Here is a 16586-nt window from a genome sequence, read left to right on the forward strand (position 1 = left end):
AAGGTGATAAAGGGTGCTCCCTGTTATCACCTTTTTATTGTTCATATCATTAAATATGTCCAGCTCCATCGCCTAACCCCTCGAGGTCATAAGCCAATCACTGCAGAAGGCAAAGAGCGCCTTCCACAGTGCTCGTCTTATGCTTGTCGGGGCTAACCAAGGCGATTCCGCTTTTCTATTAAGCTTCTACAGCTACTTCTTCACCTTGTCTTGCTTCAAGGATAGCGTCAGCCATTTTACCAGTTAAAAGTTTAACCGCACGAATCGCATCGTCATTCGCAGGAATAACTACATCGATTTCATCTGGATCACAGTTTGTATCAACAATTCCAACGATAGGAATGTTTAATTTTTTAGCTTCAGCAACAGCAATACGCTCTTTACGAGGATCGATGATGAATAATGCATCAGGAAGTTGCTTCATATCTTTGATTCCGCCTAAGAATTTCTCAAGACGTTCTAGTTCTTTCTTTAATTGAACTACTTCTTTTTTAGGTAATACTTCGAAAGTACCGTCTTCAGACATTCTCTCAATATCTTTTAAGCGGCCAATACGCTTTTGGATTGTTTCAAAGTTTGTTAAGGTACCACCTAACCAACGTTGGTTAACAAAGTACATACCAGAACGAGCTGCTTCTTCTTTAACAGAATCTTGAGCTTGTTTCTTAGTACCTACAAAAAGGATTGTTCCGCCATTAGCAGCAAGATCTTTAACCCAGTTATAAGCTTCTTCAACCTTCTTAACTGTTTTTTGAAGATCGATAATATAAATACCGTTACGCTCTGTGAAGATATATTTCTTCATTTTTGGGTTCCAACGGCGAGTTTGGTGTCCAAAGTGTACACCAGCTTCAAGCAATTGTTTCATTGAAATAACTGACATGTTTGTTTCCTCCTATGGTTTCGTTTTCCTCCGCTCGTTTCATTTTTAAACAGCAACTGTATAAACAGCACCGGCTGCTTAAATCAACAAGCGTGTGTAATAACACCGTTAAATAATATAGCACATGTGAAGATAACAATCAAGTTTTCCTTTCGAAAAAAAAATCCCCAGAAGAGTCCGGGGATTTCTGTTATATTAATTCGATCTTAATTTATCAAGTTCAACAAGGAATTTATTGTTTAATACTTTAATATAAGTACCTTTCATTCCAAGAGAACGAGACTCGATAACTCCAGCACTTTCAAGCTTTCTTAAAGCATTTACGATTACAGAACGAGTAATACCAACACGATCTGCAATTTTTGAAGCAACTAATAAGCCCTCGTGTCCATTTAACTCTTCAAAAATATGTTCGATTGCTTCAAGCTCACTGTATGATAATGAACTGATTGCCATTTGAACAACTGCCTTGCTTCTAGCTTCTTCTTCAATTTCTTCTGACTTTTCACGTAAGATTTCCATACCAACAACGGTTGCACCATACTCTGCAAGAATAAGGTCATCGTCATGGAACTTTTCCTGCAATCTTGCAAGAATTAATGTGCCAAGACGTTCCCCGCCACCGATAATTGGAACAATCGTTGTTAACCCTTCACGGAATAATTCTTTATTTTCAACTGGAAATGCAGTATATGCACTTTCGATATCAATATTAGATGATGTTTCTTGAATGGCAAACAGACCATTTGTATATTCTTCAGGAAATTGTCTATCTTCCAACATTTTGTACATACGTTCATTTTCAATTTGTTGATGAACCGCAAAGCCTAATAGCTTTCCACGACGACTGACAACAAAAATATTCGCTTCAATCACTTCGCTTAGAGTCTCTGACATTTCCTTAAAGTTTACTGGCTTTCCTGCTGCCTTTTGAAGCAACACATTAATTTTTCTCGTTTTTGTTAGTAAATCCATCTGTTTCTTCCTCCTAATTAACTCAGAACCATTATTAAGTTTATTGTTAAATATAAATTATAAGATAAATTGACTTAAGTCTTTATTTTTCGATATTGCTCCAAGCTTATCATCAACATATTGTGGAGTAATGGTAATCTTCTCCATTGAAATATCAGGTGCTTCAAATGATAAGTCTTCTAAAAGTTTTTCTAGAATCGTGTGTAGTCTTCTTGCCCCAATATTATCTGTATTCTGATTTACTTCAAATGCAATCTCTGCAACTCTACGAATAGCATCGTCAGAAAATTCAATTTGTATACCTTCAGTTTCCAATAATGCTTGATATTGTTTAATTAACGCATTATCAGGTTCGATAAGAATTCTAAAGAAATCCTCAACGGTTAATTTTGTTAATTCAACTCGAATCGGCAATCGACCTTGTAATTCAGGTATTAGATCTGATGGTTTTGACATATGAAAAGCACCAGCTGCAATAAATAAAATATAATCCGTTTTAATTGATCCATATTTCGTAACTACTGTTGATCCTTCAACGATTGGTAAAATATCACGTTGAACGCCTTCACGTGAAACGTCTGCTGAAGAACCACCTGAATTTTTACTTGCAATTTTGTCAATTTCATCAATAAAGATGATACCTGTCTGTTCAGCACGGTAAACCGCTTCCGTTGTAACTTCATCCATATCAATCAATTTCGCTGCTTCTTCATTGGTTAAAACTTTTCTCGCTTCACGGACTGTTAATTTACGTTTCTTACGTTTTTTCGGCATAAAATTGCTGAGTGCATCTTGCATGTTCATACCCATTTGTTCCATTCCGGAGCCTTGCAGCATATCAAACATAGAAGGTGATTGCTCTTCAACTTCAACTGTAACGATTTCTTCTTCTAATTGGCCAAGAGCTAGCTTTTCCTTCACAATTTTCCTTTTTTCCGTTATGGAGTAATCTTCTTGATGATTTTCCGGTTCTGATGTTGCATTTCCACCGCCGAAAAACATTTCAAGTGGATTTTTATAATTTTGCTGTTTCTTCGCAGATGGAACAAGTAAATCAACCATCCTTGAATTTGCATTTTGCTCTGCTCGTTCCTTCACAGATAACATTCTATCTTCTTTTACTAAACGGACAGATGTTTCGACAAGGTCACGAACCATAGATTCAACATCACGACCTACATAACCGACTTCCGTAAATTTAGTCGCCTCTACTTTAACGAAAGGTGCACCAACAAGTTTTGCAATTCTCCGAGCAATTTCTGTTTTACCAACACCTGTCGGACCAATCATTAAAATATTTTTCGGAATAATTTCTTCACGGAGTTTTTCGGTTAACAAGCCTCTTCTATACCGATTTCTTAGTGCAACTGCGACTGCCTTTTTTGCATCCTTCTGACCAATAATATATTGATCAAGTCTCTCAACAATCTGGCGCGGTGTTAGGTTATCTTTATTAGCCATTGTTAATCCCCTCCCGTTAAAGCTCTTCTACGATAATGTTGTGGTTGGTATATACACAAATTTCAGCAGCTATTTCTAAAGAAGCCTTTGCGATTTCTTTTGCAGATAGATGTTCACCTGCATATTTCTTTAGAGAACGTCCAGCTGCTAAAGCATAATTACCACCTGATCCGATTGCTAGAATTCCATCATCTGGTTCAATGACTTCTCCTGTGCCTGAAACAAGGAGCAAATCTTCTTGATTCATGACAATCAACATTGCTTCTAGCTTTCTCAGTACTTTATCGCTTCTCCACTGTTTTGCAAGCTCAACAGCTGCTCTTTGGAGGTTTCCGTTATATTCCTCAAGTTTTCCTTCAAACATTTCAAAAAGGGTAAATGCATCTGCAACTGATCCGGCAAAACCAGCCAATACTCTTCCATTAAATATCTTTCTAACCTTTTTTGCTGTGTGCTTCATCACTACTGCATTACCAAATGTGACTTGGCCATCACCGGACATTGAACATTGACCATTATGATGGATGGCAAATATCGTCGTGGCATGAAATTGGTTCATCATTAATCCTCCTTATGCATTTTTTCTTGTAAACCTATGTAACAAGAGATTGTCAGAAGTAGACAAGTGCATTACACTAGAATTGTATGAAAAATTTATTCATTCATTCCCTTTTAAGTTTGGGCATATATGTTTAATTAATTCCATCAAAACCCCACTTGTTCATCCATGAACAAAGAAAATTTACTAGAGAGCATATTGGGATTGTCCAATTGTTTATTGTGATTAAGTTTTCTCCATTTGTAAATGGTTATTACTTAACTTTACTAAAACAGTCACATTTATTAATATGTCAACCTCACAAAGGCTACTAAAGCGTAACATACTTCCTAATCCCTTGCAATAAATTTTACAAAACCTTCACAAAGTTCTGAATTGTTTCCAATGCTCTGTTTGCATGTTGTAAATTGCGTTCTTGTTTCCCTTTAACTTTTTCTGGTAATTCAGGAAAAAGACCAAAATTCGCATTCATCGGTTGAAAGTTCTTTGCGTTTGTCGTTGTGATATAGCGCGCCATACTGCCAATAGCCGTTTCAATAGGGAATTCCACTAGATCATGTCCTAAAGCAAGCCTAGCTGCATTTATTCCTGCGGCAAGTCCACTAGCAGCAGACTCTACATACCCTTCCACACCTGTCATTTGACCTGCAAAAAACAAGTCTTCACGCTCCTTGAATTGATAGGACGCTTTTAAAACTTTGGGTGAATTGATAAAGGTATTTCGATGCATGACCCCATAACGGACAATCTCGACATTTTCAAGTCCTGGGATTAACCGGAGTACTTCTTTTTGCGGCCCCCATTTCAAGTGTGTTTGAAAACCGACAATATTATAAAGTGTTCCCGCAGCATCATCCTGACGAAGTTGAATGACTGCATATGGCCTTTTCCCTGTTTTCGGATCTTCTAAACCCACAGGTTTTAATGGGCCGAATAACATTGTCTTTTTCCCTCGTTGAGCCATTACTTCTATTGGCATACAGCCCTCAAAGAAAATTTCTTTTTCAAATTCTTTTAATGGCACTGTTTCAGCTGTAATAAGTGCCTCATAAAACCGATCAAATTCTTCCTCAGTCATTGGACAATTTAAATAGGCAGCTTCACCTTTATCATAGCGTGACTTTAGGTAGACTTTATCCATGTCAATACTATCTTTCTCTAGGATAGGTGCTGCCGCATCATAAAAATAGAGATAATCCTCACCTGTTAATGATTTCAGATTTGCAGATAGGTCTTCACTTGTTAAGGGTCCTGTTGCAATTACCGTAATACCCTCAGGGATTTCAGTAACTTCTTCGTTAATAACTGTTACATTCTCATGGTTCCTAACCATCTCGGTTACTTTGGCTGCAAATTCATGTCGATCTACCGCTAGAGCACCCCCTGCTGGAACAGCACAAGCATCAGCTGCTGCTATAATAACTGAATCGAGTATTCTCATTTCTTCTTTTAATACTCCTACAGCATTTGTAAGGTTATTGGCTCTTAAGGAATTACTGCAAACCAATTCAGCAAATTTATCGGTATGGTGGGCAGGTGTTTGTTTAACTGGTCTCATCTCATAAAGTCGGACTTTTACACCACGTTTAGCAATCTGCCAAGCAGCTTCACTCCCAGCCAAACCTGCACCGATTACATTTATTGTAACATCATTCATGTTATACCTCCTGATTTTTTCAAAGAACGAATCAAGTTTTACTTTTACTATGATTACTTTTCCCTCTTTTTAGCCCAACTTGCATTTTACTATACGATTCGAAAACAAAAAAGTTTTATGATTTAAAAAAAAGGGAAAAAGGGAGAGCTGTGCTCACCCTTAACTTTGTGGTTCTTCCTTGTAATCACATTCTGTACATTGAACTTGAACACCTTTTTTTAATTTCTTTTCTACTAGTGTACTTTCACATTTAGGACAGGGTCTTGGTAAGGGTTTATCCCAAGAAATAAAATCACATTCTGGAAACTTGTCACATCCGTAAAAAATTCTTTTTTTCTTACTCTTACGTTCTATGATACTTCCTTCTTTACATTTTGGACAGGTAACTCCGATTTCTTTGACAATGGCTTTAGTATTCCGGCAATCTGGAAAATTACTGCAAGCCATGAATTTACCATAACGCCCCATTTTGAAGACCATTGGATTAGAGCACAATTCACAATCTTCCCCAGCCGGCTCATCTTTTATCTCAACCGACTGCATTTCCTCTTCTGCTTTTGCCAAATGCTTTTCAAATTCTTGATAAAATCCATCGATAATTTCAACCCAAGGTACCTTTCCATCTTCTACATTATCTAAATCCTGTTCCATTTTGGCGGTAAAATCGATATTAAGAATATCTGGAAAGAATTCGAGCATTAATTCATTACAAATTTCCCCTAACTCAGTGGGAACAAAGCGTTTATTATCTAATGCTACATACCCGCGTTTCTGTATGGTATCTAATGTTGGCGCATATGTGGATGGTCTGCCAATGCCTGATTCCTCGAGCGTTCTTACCAATCTAGCTTCGGTATACCGTGGCGGCGGCTGCGTAAAATGCTGTTTCGGTTCTATATCTTTTTTGAAAACCTCATCGCCTTCTTTAAGGTCTGGCAGCATTTTATTCTTTTCGTCCACTTGGTCATCCGTTCCCTCTACATAGATCTTCATAAAACCAGGAAACTTAATCTTTGAGCCATTTGCTCGGAAAAGAACTTTGCCATTTTGAAGATCCACACTCATTGTATCCATAACAGCCTGAGCCATTTGACTTGCCAAAAATCTTTCCCAAATTAACTTATAAAGACGAAGTTGATCTCTTGATAAGTATTGTTTTACACTATTCGGGTCTCGGAATGTACTTGTTGGGCGAATTCCTTCGTGCGCATCTTGTGTATTATTAGATTGTTTTTTTTCTTTACGCTCGTCTTCCTTTAGATAGCTCTCACCAAACTCTTTTTGGATATATTCAGCTGCTTCTTTCTGAGCAACTTCTGAAATCCGGGTTGAGTCTGTTCTCATGTAAGTGATTAGTCCAACTGTTCCTTCTGCGCCTAACTCCATTCCTTCATAGAGCTGCTGAGCAAGCATCATTGTTTTTCTAGCCCGGAAATTAAGTTTTCGCGCCGCTTCCTGTTGCAATGAAGATGTAATAAAGGCTGGAGAAGGGTTTCGCTTGCGTTCCTTCTTGGAAACAGAAACGACTTTAAACTTATCTCCCTCCATTTGCTTCAAAATAGCCTCTACATCTTGTTCAGATTTGAGTTCTACTTTTTCTTTATTCGCTAACGCGTGGAAAGAGGCGCTAAAATGATCTTTTCCTTTTACTAATTCACTTTCAATTGTCCAATACTCCTCAGGTACAAAAGCCTTAATTTCTTTTTCGCGATCAATAATTAATCGGACCGCAATGGATTGAACACGTCCTGCACTTAAGCCTTTTTTTACTTTTTTCCAAAGAAGCGGGCTAATGTTATAACCGACAAGTCGATCCAAAATCCTTCTTGCTTGCTGCGCATCAACTAAATCCATGTTAATGGGACGGGGATGTTTAAAGGATTCTTTTATCGCATCCTTTGTAATCTCATTAAAGACTACCCGGCAATCAGAAGTAATATCCACATTTAAACTATGGGCCAAATGCCAAGCAATTGCCTCCCCTTCACGATCAGGGTCAGCTGCTAGAAAAACTTTCTTTGCTTTTTTGGCAGCACTTTTTAGTTCCTTTAACACTGGACCTTTGCCTCGAATCGTAATGTATTTGGGTTCGAAGTTATTTTCTTTAGAGACTCCCATTTGACTTCGAGGCAAATCACGAATATGCCCCATAGATGCTTTAACTTTATATTTATTGCCTAAATATCTCTCAATTGTTTTCGCCTTTGCCGGCGATTCTACAATAACAAGAAACTCTGCCATGCAAATAATCCTCCTCAATGGGGATATAAGAAGTGTGAAAGTCGGAGAAAATACTTTACAAAAATGCCCTATCCCTTATTTTCCATTTATCATTTATATAATCATAATTAGAATAACTCTTATTCTTAAACAAATAGTCATTGATGTCAAATGAGACGAAACCGTTTACAACTAGTTAATGTTAATCATACGCCAAATTATTCCTGTTTACACACTCTTTTTTCTTTATCTGTTGGAAAATGTATAACATATTAGAAATAATTTCAAGCCTTTTACGCATTATTCTCCTATCATATCGAAAAAACCTTCAAAATAGAATGAATTTTATTAATTACAAATGAAGTTCCTCTAAAATATCCTCGCTCCTCATCACAAGCTTGGCACCCTGTTGGATTAAATCATTCGTACCCAATGAATTCGGGTTAAAAATACTACCTGGAAGTGAAAAAACCTCCCGTCCTTCATGAACAGCATAATTAGCTGTGATCAGAGATCCACTTTTTCGTTTTGCTTCTATTATAAATATACCATTTGATATCCCGCTAATGATTCTGTTGCGTGCTGGGAAATGCCACTGCAATGGTTTTGTATCAGGAGGATATTCAGAGATAACTAGCTGTGTTTTCATCATTTCTCCTGCTAGCTCAGTATTTTCCTTAGGATAAATATGATCGAATCCTCCTGCTATCACGGCAATGGTATTCCCACCATTTTTTATTGTGTGGACATGTGCAAGGGTATCGATACCAGTAGCCAAACCACTTACAATCACTACCCCTTTTTCCACTAATTGTGGAAACATTAAACGAATGGCATTCTTACCATATTGTGTCGCTTGACGTGAACCCACCACTGCTAGCTTTGGCTGTTTTTCAAGTAAGGACCGATTTCCCTTTACAAATATTGCCCATGGCGGCTGGTAGATTTCTTTAAGCAAACTCGGATAATTTTCATCAAAAATAGTGATGACATGAATATCTTTTTTTTCATATTGGTGGATTTTTTTTGTTATTATTTCAGTTTGAACGGTGGTTAAGGAAGGAAGAACTGATGTTTTGAGTGTATTGGTTGAGGAAGGGAAATTTGAGTCCATTTTCATACATTGGAGAACTGTTTTCCATGATATTCCTGGGTAGTGCAGTAAGCCTATGAGTTTTTCTCTAAATTCATCCATTACTTTTCCTCCAATTCTATAAATAGAAAGTAGAAATAGCCCCTTATCAAAGAGGGACTATTTCTACTATTCTTAGTGTGTTTTACACTTATCATAAATTCCTTGCTCTTTAAGAACCTCAATTAACGTTTCACCCATAACTGAAGGTGTATCAGCTACTTTAATTCCGCATTTGTTCATTACCCGGATTTTTTCATCAGCTGTACCTTTACCACCTGAAATAATCGCACCAGCGTGGCCCATACGCTTCCCAGGAGGTGCCGTGCGTCCGCCGATGAAGCCGACAACAGGTTTTGTCATATTCGCCTTAACCCACTCAGCTGCTTCTTCTTCAGCAGTCCCGCCAATTTCACCAATCATGATTACGGCATAGGTATCTGGGTCTTCATTAAAAGCTTTTAATACATCTATGAAGTTTGTTCCGTTAACAGGGTCGCCGCCAATACCAACAGCTGTCGTTTGACCAATACCTGCTTGGGTTAACTGGTGAACGGCTTCATATGTTAGTGTTCCAGAACGTGAAACAACACCTACATGTCCTTTTGTATGGATGTATCCAGGCATGATACCAATTTTACATTCATCTGCCGTAATTACACCTGGACAGTTAGGACCAACTAAACGGGTCTTTTTACCTTCCATATAACGTTTTACTTTTACCATATCCAAAACAGGAATATGCTCAGTAATACATATAGCAAGTTCTAATTCTGCATCCACCGCTTCGATAATAGCATCGGCAGCAAATGGTGCAGGCACATAGATGACCGATGCTGTAGCGCCTGTAGCAGCAACTGCTTCTTGAACCGTGTTAAAAACAGGAACTCCTTCTACTTCCATGCCGCCTTTACCAGGAGTAGTACCAGCAACGATTTGTGTACCGTATTCAAGCATTTGTTTTGTATGAAAAAGGGCAGTTGAACCTGTAATCCCTTGAACAATTACTTTCGTATCTTTATTAATAAAAACGCTCACGTTAATTCCCCTTTCTTTCGATCCTATTTCACTAGTGAAACGATTTTTTGTGCACCGTCAGCCATTGATTCTGCAGGTGTGATAGCTAAACCAGATTCAGCAAGAATTTTCTTACCCAAATCAACGTTTGTTCCCTCTAATCGTACAACAAGAGGAACACTTAATTGTACTTGCTTTGCTGCCGCTACTACACCTTCAGCAATGACATCACATTTCATGATTCCGCCAAAGATATTTACAAAAATACCTTTTACGTTAGGATCAGAAAGGATAATTTTAAATGCTTCTGTTACTTTCTCAGCTGTAGCACCGCCCCCAACATCAAGGAAGTTAGCAGGGTCGCCGCCATAATGCTTAACAATATCCATCGTTGCCATCGCAAGCCCGGCGCCGTTAACCATACAGCCGATATTTCCATCTAAAGAAATATAGCTTAAATCATATTTTGAAGCTTCGATTTCCTTTGGATCTTCTTCTTCAAGATCACGATATGCTAGTACATCTTTTTGACGATATAGTGCATTAGAGTCAAAATTTAATTTTGCATCTAATGCTATTACTTTCCCATCACCCGTCACAACAAGCGGATTGATTTCAGCAATGGAGCAATCCTTCTCGATGTACGCGCTGTATAAGCTCATCATAAATTTAACAGCTTGGTTCACTAGCTCTTTTGGAATGTTGATATTAAATGCAACTCGGCGAGCCTGATAAGGCATTAAGCCAACAACCGGATCAATTTCTTCTTTGAATATCTTTTCCGGAGTCTTTTCAGCTACTTCTTCAATTTCTGTTCCGCCTTCTTCAGAAGCCATAAGCACAACCCTTGAAGTAGCACGATCTAAAACAAGACCAATGTAATATTCTTTTTTGATATCGCAGCCTTCTTCAATGAGAAGACGCTTAACTTCTTTTCCTTCAGGACCTGTTTGATGTGTGATTAAAGTCTTACCTAAGATTTCACTTGCATATGTACGGACTTCCTCAAGGTTTTTAGCAACTTTAACACCACCGGCTTTACCCCTTCCGCCCGCATGGATTTGTGCCTTTACTACACATACTTGTGTACCTAATTCTTTCGCAGCTTCTACTGCTTCTTCAACCGTGAATGCCACTTTTCCATTTGGAACAGCTACCCCGTAACGCTTGAGGATCTCTTTTCCTTGATACTCATGGATATTCATTTCCCATCCTCCTATCAAACTCTTCAAAAAATTGACTCCGTTTTCATTTTATAGAATGACTGAAATCTTGTCCACCATTATGCCCAAAATAAATTATATTCCTCATAATATTATGAAAATTTTTCACCATAAATAAAGCGCTTTCATTGGTTTTGAATACATACATTTACAAGATATTATTTTATGAAAATAACAAAACAAGCAACTAGGGCTAGTTTTGCTTTAAATCATGGCTGTGTTAAACTAGGCTGTTGATTTGTGCTCCAGGCGCTTCGCTTTCCGCAGGCGGTTCGGGAAGCCTCCTCGGCGCTAAAGCGCCTGCGGGGTCTCCCCTGTCCCGTCCTCCTGCAGGAGTCTCGCGCCTTCCGCAAAAATCAACATAGTCATAAAATCAACATTTACCTTTAACACAACCTAAATCATATTCTTTATTGGTGCAAAACTTCTTCGATGATAGGGGGTAATGCCATGCTTTTGAATAGCTAGAAGATGTTCTTTTGTACCATATCCCATATGATGATTGAATCCATATTCCGGAAATTCAGCTGCAATTTCTGCCATTTGATTGTCTCTGGAAACTTTTGCTACAATCGATGCTGCAGCAATAGATACGCTTTTTGCATCTCCTTTAATGATTGACTCAAAAGCATATGGAGTCTCTAGTTTCATCGCGTCAATGAGTAAAACATCCGGATTTGTGCTAAGCGAACCGACTGCTCTTTTCATTGCTTTTTTTGTTGCTTCATATATATTAACCGTATCAATTTCACTTGCATTAACTTCTCCAAGACTAAAAGCAATTGCTTCTTTTTTAATGATTTCCGCATATTCATTTCTCTTTTTTTCTGATAGTTTCTTTGAATCATCAATGCCTGGTAAGTAAAAATTTTTGGGAAGAATAACTGCGGCAGCCACTACAGGACCTGCTAGCGGGCCCCTGCCCACTTCATCAACGCCTGCAATAAAATGAATCCCCTGCTCACGCCATTTATTTTCATAGACATTCATTTCAAAAAACTTTTCCTGTAGTTGTCTCTCTAGTTCCATTCTCCTTTGCCATTTATGTATGAGAAGTTGAACACCTTTGCGTTCATCCAGCACAAGCCTTTGAAAAAAAGGATCTCTTTCATCCTTGATGTTGATAAGTTGTTTCTCTATTTCAGCTATTGTTTCTATTTTCATTTTCTTCACCCGTTGTAATGATACCGTCTCATTTGTTGAAACACAATGTCAAAAATAAACAAAAAACTCGCCTGGTGTGGTGAGTTCCTTCGTTTATTGTATATTTGAATTATCTTTCAAGTCGCCTGGTCTTTCAAAAGTTAGTGCACCGAATTGCTCAGTTCTAATGTCCCTGATGACAAGCTCTGATACTTTATCATAATTAACGACTCCGCCGCTTCCTAAAGCACCTCGTAGTTCACCAATTTGGTCAAACATTTCGACCACATTTTCAGGAACAGAATCGAGCTTATACCGCTCCTTAAGTCTCTCTGGATAATGCTCTGATAAAAACGTAATTGAGAAGACAACTAAGTCCTGCATATTAAGGAGAGTGTCTTTGATCGCTCCTGTAACAGCCAGCCTTTTTCCCACTTCTTGGTCTTCAAACTTCGGCCAGAGAATTCCCGGTGTATCTAATAATTCTAATTCTTTTCCAACTTTAATCCACTGTTGGGCTTTTGTTACTCCTGGTGTATTTCCTGTCTTAGCAATATTCTTCTTTGCAAGTCGATTAATTAATGTTGATTTCCCGACATTTGGAATCCCAACAATCATCGCCCGAATAGCTCTCGGATTGACGACACCCTTGGCTCGTAACCGATCAAATTTTTCCTTAAGAACTTCGTGGGAGGCTTTAACAATTTCCTTCATACCTATCCCAGCTTGAGAATTAATGGCTATCGCTTTAATTCCTTTTTTTGCAAAATAAGCAATCCACTCATTTGTTCTAGCTTTATCTGCCATATCCGCTTTATTCAAGAGAACAAGTCTTGGTTTATGCTGAATAATTTCATCAATCATCGGATTGCGCGATGAATAAGGAATTCTAGCATCCACCAATTCATAGATAATATCGATTAATTTTAATTTTTCCGTGACCTCTCTTCGAGCTTTTGCCATATGTCCTGGAAACCATTGGATTGTCAAAGCAGTCACCTCCTAGGTCTATTTCACGATGTGTGCGTCTTTTATTGGCCAGTAGACCATACTAGTTTTTCCAATGATTTTGTCCATTGATATCGTGCCAATATGTCTGCTGTCCTTACTGAAACGACGATTATCGCCCATTACAAACAATTCACCTTCTGGCACTGTTTTTGTCCCTGCAGGTGTTTCCTCAAGCGTAAAAGGATCAGTTAATGGTCCTTCTACTTTCTTTTTGTATTCATCCAAATAAGGTTCTTCATATGCCTTCCCATTAACATATAAGGTATCATCCTTATATTCAATACGGTCACCGGGAAGTCCAATTACTCTTTTAATGTAGTCTTTCTGTTCAGGCGCATGAAAAACGATAATATCAAACCGCTTTGGCTCACCAATATTATAGCTTAGCTTGTTTACTATCATACGGTCTTGGTGCTGTAATGTTGGCATCATGGATAACCCGTCAACTACAATTGGTGCGAAAAGAAAATAACGAATGACAGCTGCCAAAGCAACAGCAATTAAAAGCGCCTTCGTCCATTCCCAAAGTTCATTCTTCTTTTTTGTCATGTCTTGTTCCCCGCCAATCACAAAAAAAATGTTTGCTATCATCTTATTTTACTTAAAAATTGAATATTAAACACGTGGGGGCTAACTTTTTTACCAAACTTTAATATTAGATCTAATACGATAGGACGAAAAAAGAGCTTGCAAAGCAAGCTCCTTTTTTATTATCGAATTTCTTTAATACGAGCTTTTTTACCACGTAGCTTACGTAAGTAGTATAGCTTAGCACGGCGAACTTTACCGCGGCGCAATACTTCAAGCTTCGCAATTTTAGGTGTGTTTACAGGGAAAGTACGCTCTACGCCTACTCCGTAAGAAATCTTACGAACTGTGAAAGTTTCGCTAATTCCACCACCACGACGCTTAATCACTACACCTTCGAATAACTGAATACGCTCGCGAGTACCCTCGACAACCTTAACGTGTACACGTACAGTATCACCAGGACGAAACGCAGGTAGATCAGAACGAAGTTGTTCTTTTGTGATATCTTCAATTAATTTTTGCATCGTTTTCAACTCCTTCCAACAGACGCTCATGCATATCTACTATCCTTCTACATTGCAGCGGAACATCGTTATAAGACCAACTGAATTCGTATATCAGCTCAAGTCACAAGAAATATCATACCATAAAAGACAAGTACATGCAATAACTACTCATATTCTTTTTTTAGTTCGGTTAGCCATTTTTCCTGTTCCTTGGTTAATTCTATTTTTTCTAATAGGTCAGGACGTCTTTGTAATGTTCGTCGTAAAGCTTCTTTGTTTCGCCACTCTTCAATTAATTTGTGATTTCCTTGAAGGAGGACATCTGGTACCTTCATTCCGCGAAAGTCAGATGGTCTTGTATAATGAGGGTGCTCCAATAGTCCAGTACTAAAGGAATCTTTCATATGTGATTCTTGATTGCCTAAGACTTCGGGTAAAAGGCGGACGACACTATCAATCACGACCATGGCCCCTAGCTCTCCACCAGTTAACACATAATCACCGATTGATATTTCATCGGTTACTATGTGTTCACGTATTCTTTCATCATAGCCCTCATAATGACCGCAAACGAAGACAAGATGCTCTTCCTTAGCTAAGTCCTCTGCTATTTTTTGATCATATCGTTTTCCTTGGGGACAAAGTAAAATGACTCTTGTTTTGTGACTATCTGCTTGTTCCTTTAATGAAGCCACCGCATCAAATAGCGGCTGCGGTTTTAATACCATTCCTGCTCCACCCCCGTAGGGATAGTCGTCTACTGTTTGGTGTTTATTATCTGCGTAGTCTCGAAAATTGACAACATTATAGTGAACAGCAGATTTCTCAGCCGCTTTTTTTAAAATGGAATGGCCAAATACACCTGAAAACATTTCAGGAAATATTGTTAGCACATCTATTTTCATCATGGAAGCAGCCCTTCCATAGGTTCAATTAGGATTACCTTATTCTTTACTTCCACTTTTTTCACAACCTCTTTGATATATGGAATTAATATTTCTTTTCCATCACTCGATTTTATTACCCAAACATCATTGGCACCAGGGGAAAGGATCTCAGTAACCTTGCCAATTTCTTGTCCACTAGTGGTTGCTACAAGACATCCGATAATTTCATGGTAGTAGAATTCATCTTTATCTAGCTCACTCAACTGTGATTCGGGGACCTTGATAATTCCATCTCTAAACTTTTCTACCTCGTTGATATTTTCAAATCCTTCAAAGGTTAAAAGATTAAAATTTTTGTGAATCCGATGGGTTTTTACCGTAAGTTCAATCGGTTTATTGGCTCCAGGCATAAACAAGTACAATGTATTCCCGACTTTATAGCGCTGCTCTGGGAAATCAGTTTTTGATATTACCCTGACTTCTCCTCTAATTCCATGGGTATTGACGATTTTGCCAACGTTAAACCATTTTTCCATTCTGTTCGTCACCTCTATCTTATTTCCTCAATTATCCCGTCTTTGATAATAATGGTAGGCTGTCTAATAACCTTTTCCCATTCATCGCCTACATTCACTTCAACAAGGGCCTGTACTTCTTTTTCCTTTAATTCACTGCCTAATGGTAGCATATGTAGTTGTTCAATTTGAAACTCATAAAGCTTTTCTTTGTCATGGCGTTTTTGCTGTTCTTTTTCAAAATGTGTTTTTAGCGCACTCGATTGGTATTTTTTGGTTTTTTCTAGTTTTTTTAACTCAAATTGTAATTGCTCATATTCTTTTTGCATCTGCAGCTTGCCTGCAAAATATTTTTCAAGGAGCTTTTGTTTGCTTTTCTCCGTTAAGATTTGCTTCACGATAACCGTTTGAATCAGTTGCATAAAATCGCCTCCCGTTCTTAAAACTTCGAGAACTGTCTAGCTGCAGCGCCTAGCCCCTCGAGGTCACTTCGGTCCTGCAGAGGAAGTCGAAAGGCGCGACTTCCTCCACAGGCCCTCCAGCGCTTGTCGGGGCTGAACCAGGCGCTTCCGCTTTTCAGATAGCAAAAAAGGGAGGATATTAATCCCTCCCTTTAATCTAGATGCAAAAAGCTATTCACCAATTTCTAGAAAAATTTTCTTTTGTTGTGATGATCCTGCTGCATATACAACAGTCCTAATGGCCTTTGCAACACGCCCTTGTTTTCCTATCACCTTTCCCATGTCTGTTTTATTAACAGTCAGGTGAAAGGTGATTCGTTGATCCTCTTCATTGACATTGACAACAACATCTTCAGGAAAATCAACCAGGGGCTTAACAATCGTTTCAATTAGCTGCTTCATAGC

General features: G+C 38.3%; 17 protein-coding genes. All 17 read right to left on the bottom strand.

Going from position 1 to position 16586, the window contains the following annotated elements; genetic code table 11:
* Positions 1-178 precede the first annotated feature (178 nt).
* The gene (rpsB, locus tag BLR86_RS02350; protein WP_090758027.1) at positions 179-883 is read right to left on the bottom strand and encodes a 30S ribosomal protein S2; all 705 of its coding nucleotides are present in this window, start codon (positions 881-883) and stop codon (positions 179-181) included.
* A 195-nt stretch (positions 884-1078) separates the two neighbouring features.
* The gene (codY, locus tag BLR86_RS02355) at positions 1079-1858 is read right to left on the bottom strand and encodes a GTP-sensing pleiotropic transcriptional regulator CodY (RefSeq protein WP_090758028.1); all 780 of its coding nucleotides are present in this window, start codon (positions 1856-1858) and stop codon (positions 1079-1081) included.
* A gap of 57 nt (positions 1859-1915) precedes the next feature.
* Positions 1916-3319, bottom strand: coding sequence for an HslU--HslV peptidase ATPase subunit (gene hslU / locus BLR86_RS02360; protein WP_090758029.1), 1404 nt, complete (start codon positions 3317-3319; stop codon positions 1916-1918).
* A gap of 16 nt (positions 3320-3335) precedes the next feature.
* Positions 3336-3878, bottom strand: coding sequence for an ATP-dependent protease subunit HslV (gene hslV, locus BLR86_RS02365; RefSeq protein ID WP_090758030.1), 543 nt, complete (start codon positions 3876-3878; stop codon positions 3336-3338).
* Positions 3879-4227: 349 nt separating this feature from the next.
* On the bottom strand, positions 4228-5535 hold the full coding sequence (gene trmFO / locus BLR86_RS02370; RefSeq protein WP_090758031.1) for an FADH(2)-oxidizing methylenetetrahydrofolate--tRNA-(uracil(54)-C(5))-methyltransferase TrmFO: 1308 nt from the start codon (positions 5533-5535) through the stop codon (positions 4228-4230).
* 159 nt (positions 5536-5694) lie between these two features.
* Entirely contained in the window at positions 5695-7776 is a 2082-nt protein-coding gene (gene topA, locus BLR86_RS02375; RefSeq protein WP_090758032.1) for a type I DNA topoisomerase, read from the bottom strand.
* Between the two features lie 331 nt (positions 7777-8107).
* Positions 8108-8950 carry a DNA-processing protein DprA gene (gene dprA / locus BLR86_RS02380; RefSeq protein WP_090758033.1) on the bottom strand — a complete coding sequence of 281 codons (843 nt, stop codon included), beginning with the start codon at positions 8948-8950 and terminating at the stop codon, positions 8108-8110.
* Between the two features lie 72 nt (positions 8951-9022).
* On the bottom strand, positions 9023-9925 hold the full coding sequence (gene sucD, locus BLR86_RS02385) for a succinate--CoA ligase subunit alpha (protein WP_090758034.1): 903 nt from the start codon (positions 9923-9925) through the stop codon (positions 9023-9025).
* 23 nt (positions 9926-9948) lie between these two features.
* Positions 9949-11109: an ADP-forming succinate--CoA ligase subunit beta gene (sucC, locus tag BLR86_RS02390; protein ID WP_090758035.1), complete on the bottom strand. Its 1161-nt coding sequence runs from the start codon at positions 11107-11109 to the stop codon at positions 9949-9951.
* Between the two features lie 414 nt (positions 11110-11523).
* A complete protein-coding gene (locus BLR86_RS02395) occupies positions 11524-12291 on the bottom strand; it encodes a ribonuclease HII (RefSeq protein ID WP_090758036.1) in 768 nt (255 codons plus the stop codon).
* A gap of 93 nt (positions 12292-12384) precedes the next feature.
* Complete coding sequence (ylqF, locus tag BLR86_RS02400; RefSeq protein ID WP_090758037.1) at positions 12385-13260, bottom strand: ribosome biogenesis GTPase YlqF; 876 nt, start codon at positions 13258-13260, stop codon at positions 12385-12387.
* 18 nt (positions 13261-13278) lie between these two features.
* Complete coding sequence (gene lepB / locus BLR86_RS02405) at positions 13279-13830, bottom strand: signal peptidase I (protein ID WP_090758038.1); 552 nt, start codon at positions 13828-13830, stop codon at positions 13279-13281.
* 161 nt (positions 13831-13991) lie between these two features.
* Positions 13992-14336 carry a 50S ribosomal protein L19 gene (gene rplS / locus BLR86_RS02410; protein WP_090758039.1) on the bottom strand — a complete coding sequence of 115 codons (345 nt, stop codon included), beginning with the start codon at positions 14334-14336 and terminating at the stop codon, positions 13992-13994.
* A 146-nt stretch (positions 14337-14482) separates the two neighbouring features.
* A complete protein-coding gene (trmD, locus tag BLR86_RS02415) occupies positions 14483-15226 on the bottom strand; it encodes a tRNA (guanosine(37)-N1)-methyltransferase TrmD (protein ID WP_090758040.1) in 744 nt (247 codons plus the stop codon).
* Positions 15223-15741 (bottom strand): ribosome maturation factor RimM, encoded by a 519-nt coding sequence (gene rimM / locus BLR86_RS02420; RefSeq protein WP_090758041.1) that lies wholly within the window; start codon positions 15739-15741, stop codon positions 15223-15225. The genes trmD and rimM overlap by 4 nt, the downstream gene beginning before the upstream one ends.
* A gap of 14 nt (positions 15742-15755) precedes the next feature.
* Positions 15756-16142, bottom strand: a complete 387-nt coding sequence (locus BLR86_RS02425) for a YlqD family protein (protein ID WP_090758042.1) — start codon at positions 16140-16142, stop codon at positions 15756-15758.
* A 210-nt stretch (positions 16143-16352) separates the two neighbouring features.
* Positions 16353-16583, bottom strand: a complete 231-nt coding sequence (locus BLR86_RS02430; protein ID WP_090758043.1) for a KH domain-containing protein — start codon at positions 16581-16583, stop codon at positions 16353-16355.
* Between the last annotated feature and the right edge of the window lie 3 nt (positions 16584-16586).

Origin of the sequence: Bacillus sp. OK048, assembly GCF_900103525.1 — a bacterium.
Classification (GTDB): Bacteria; Bacillota; Bacilli; order Bacillales; family Cytobacillaceae; genus Neobacillus.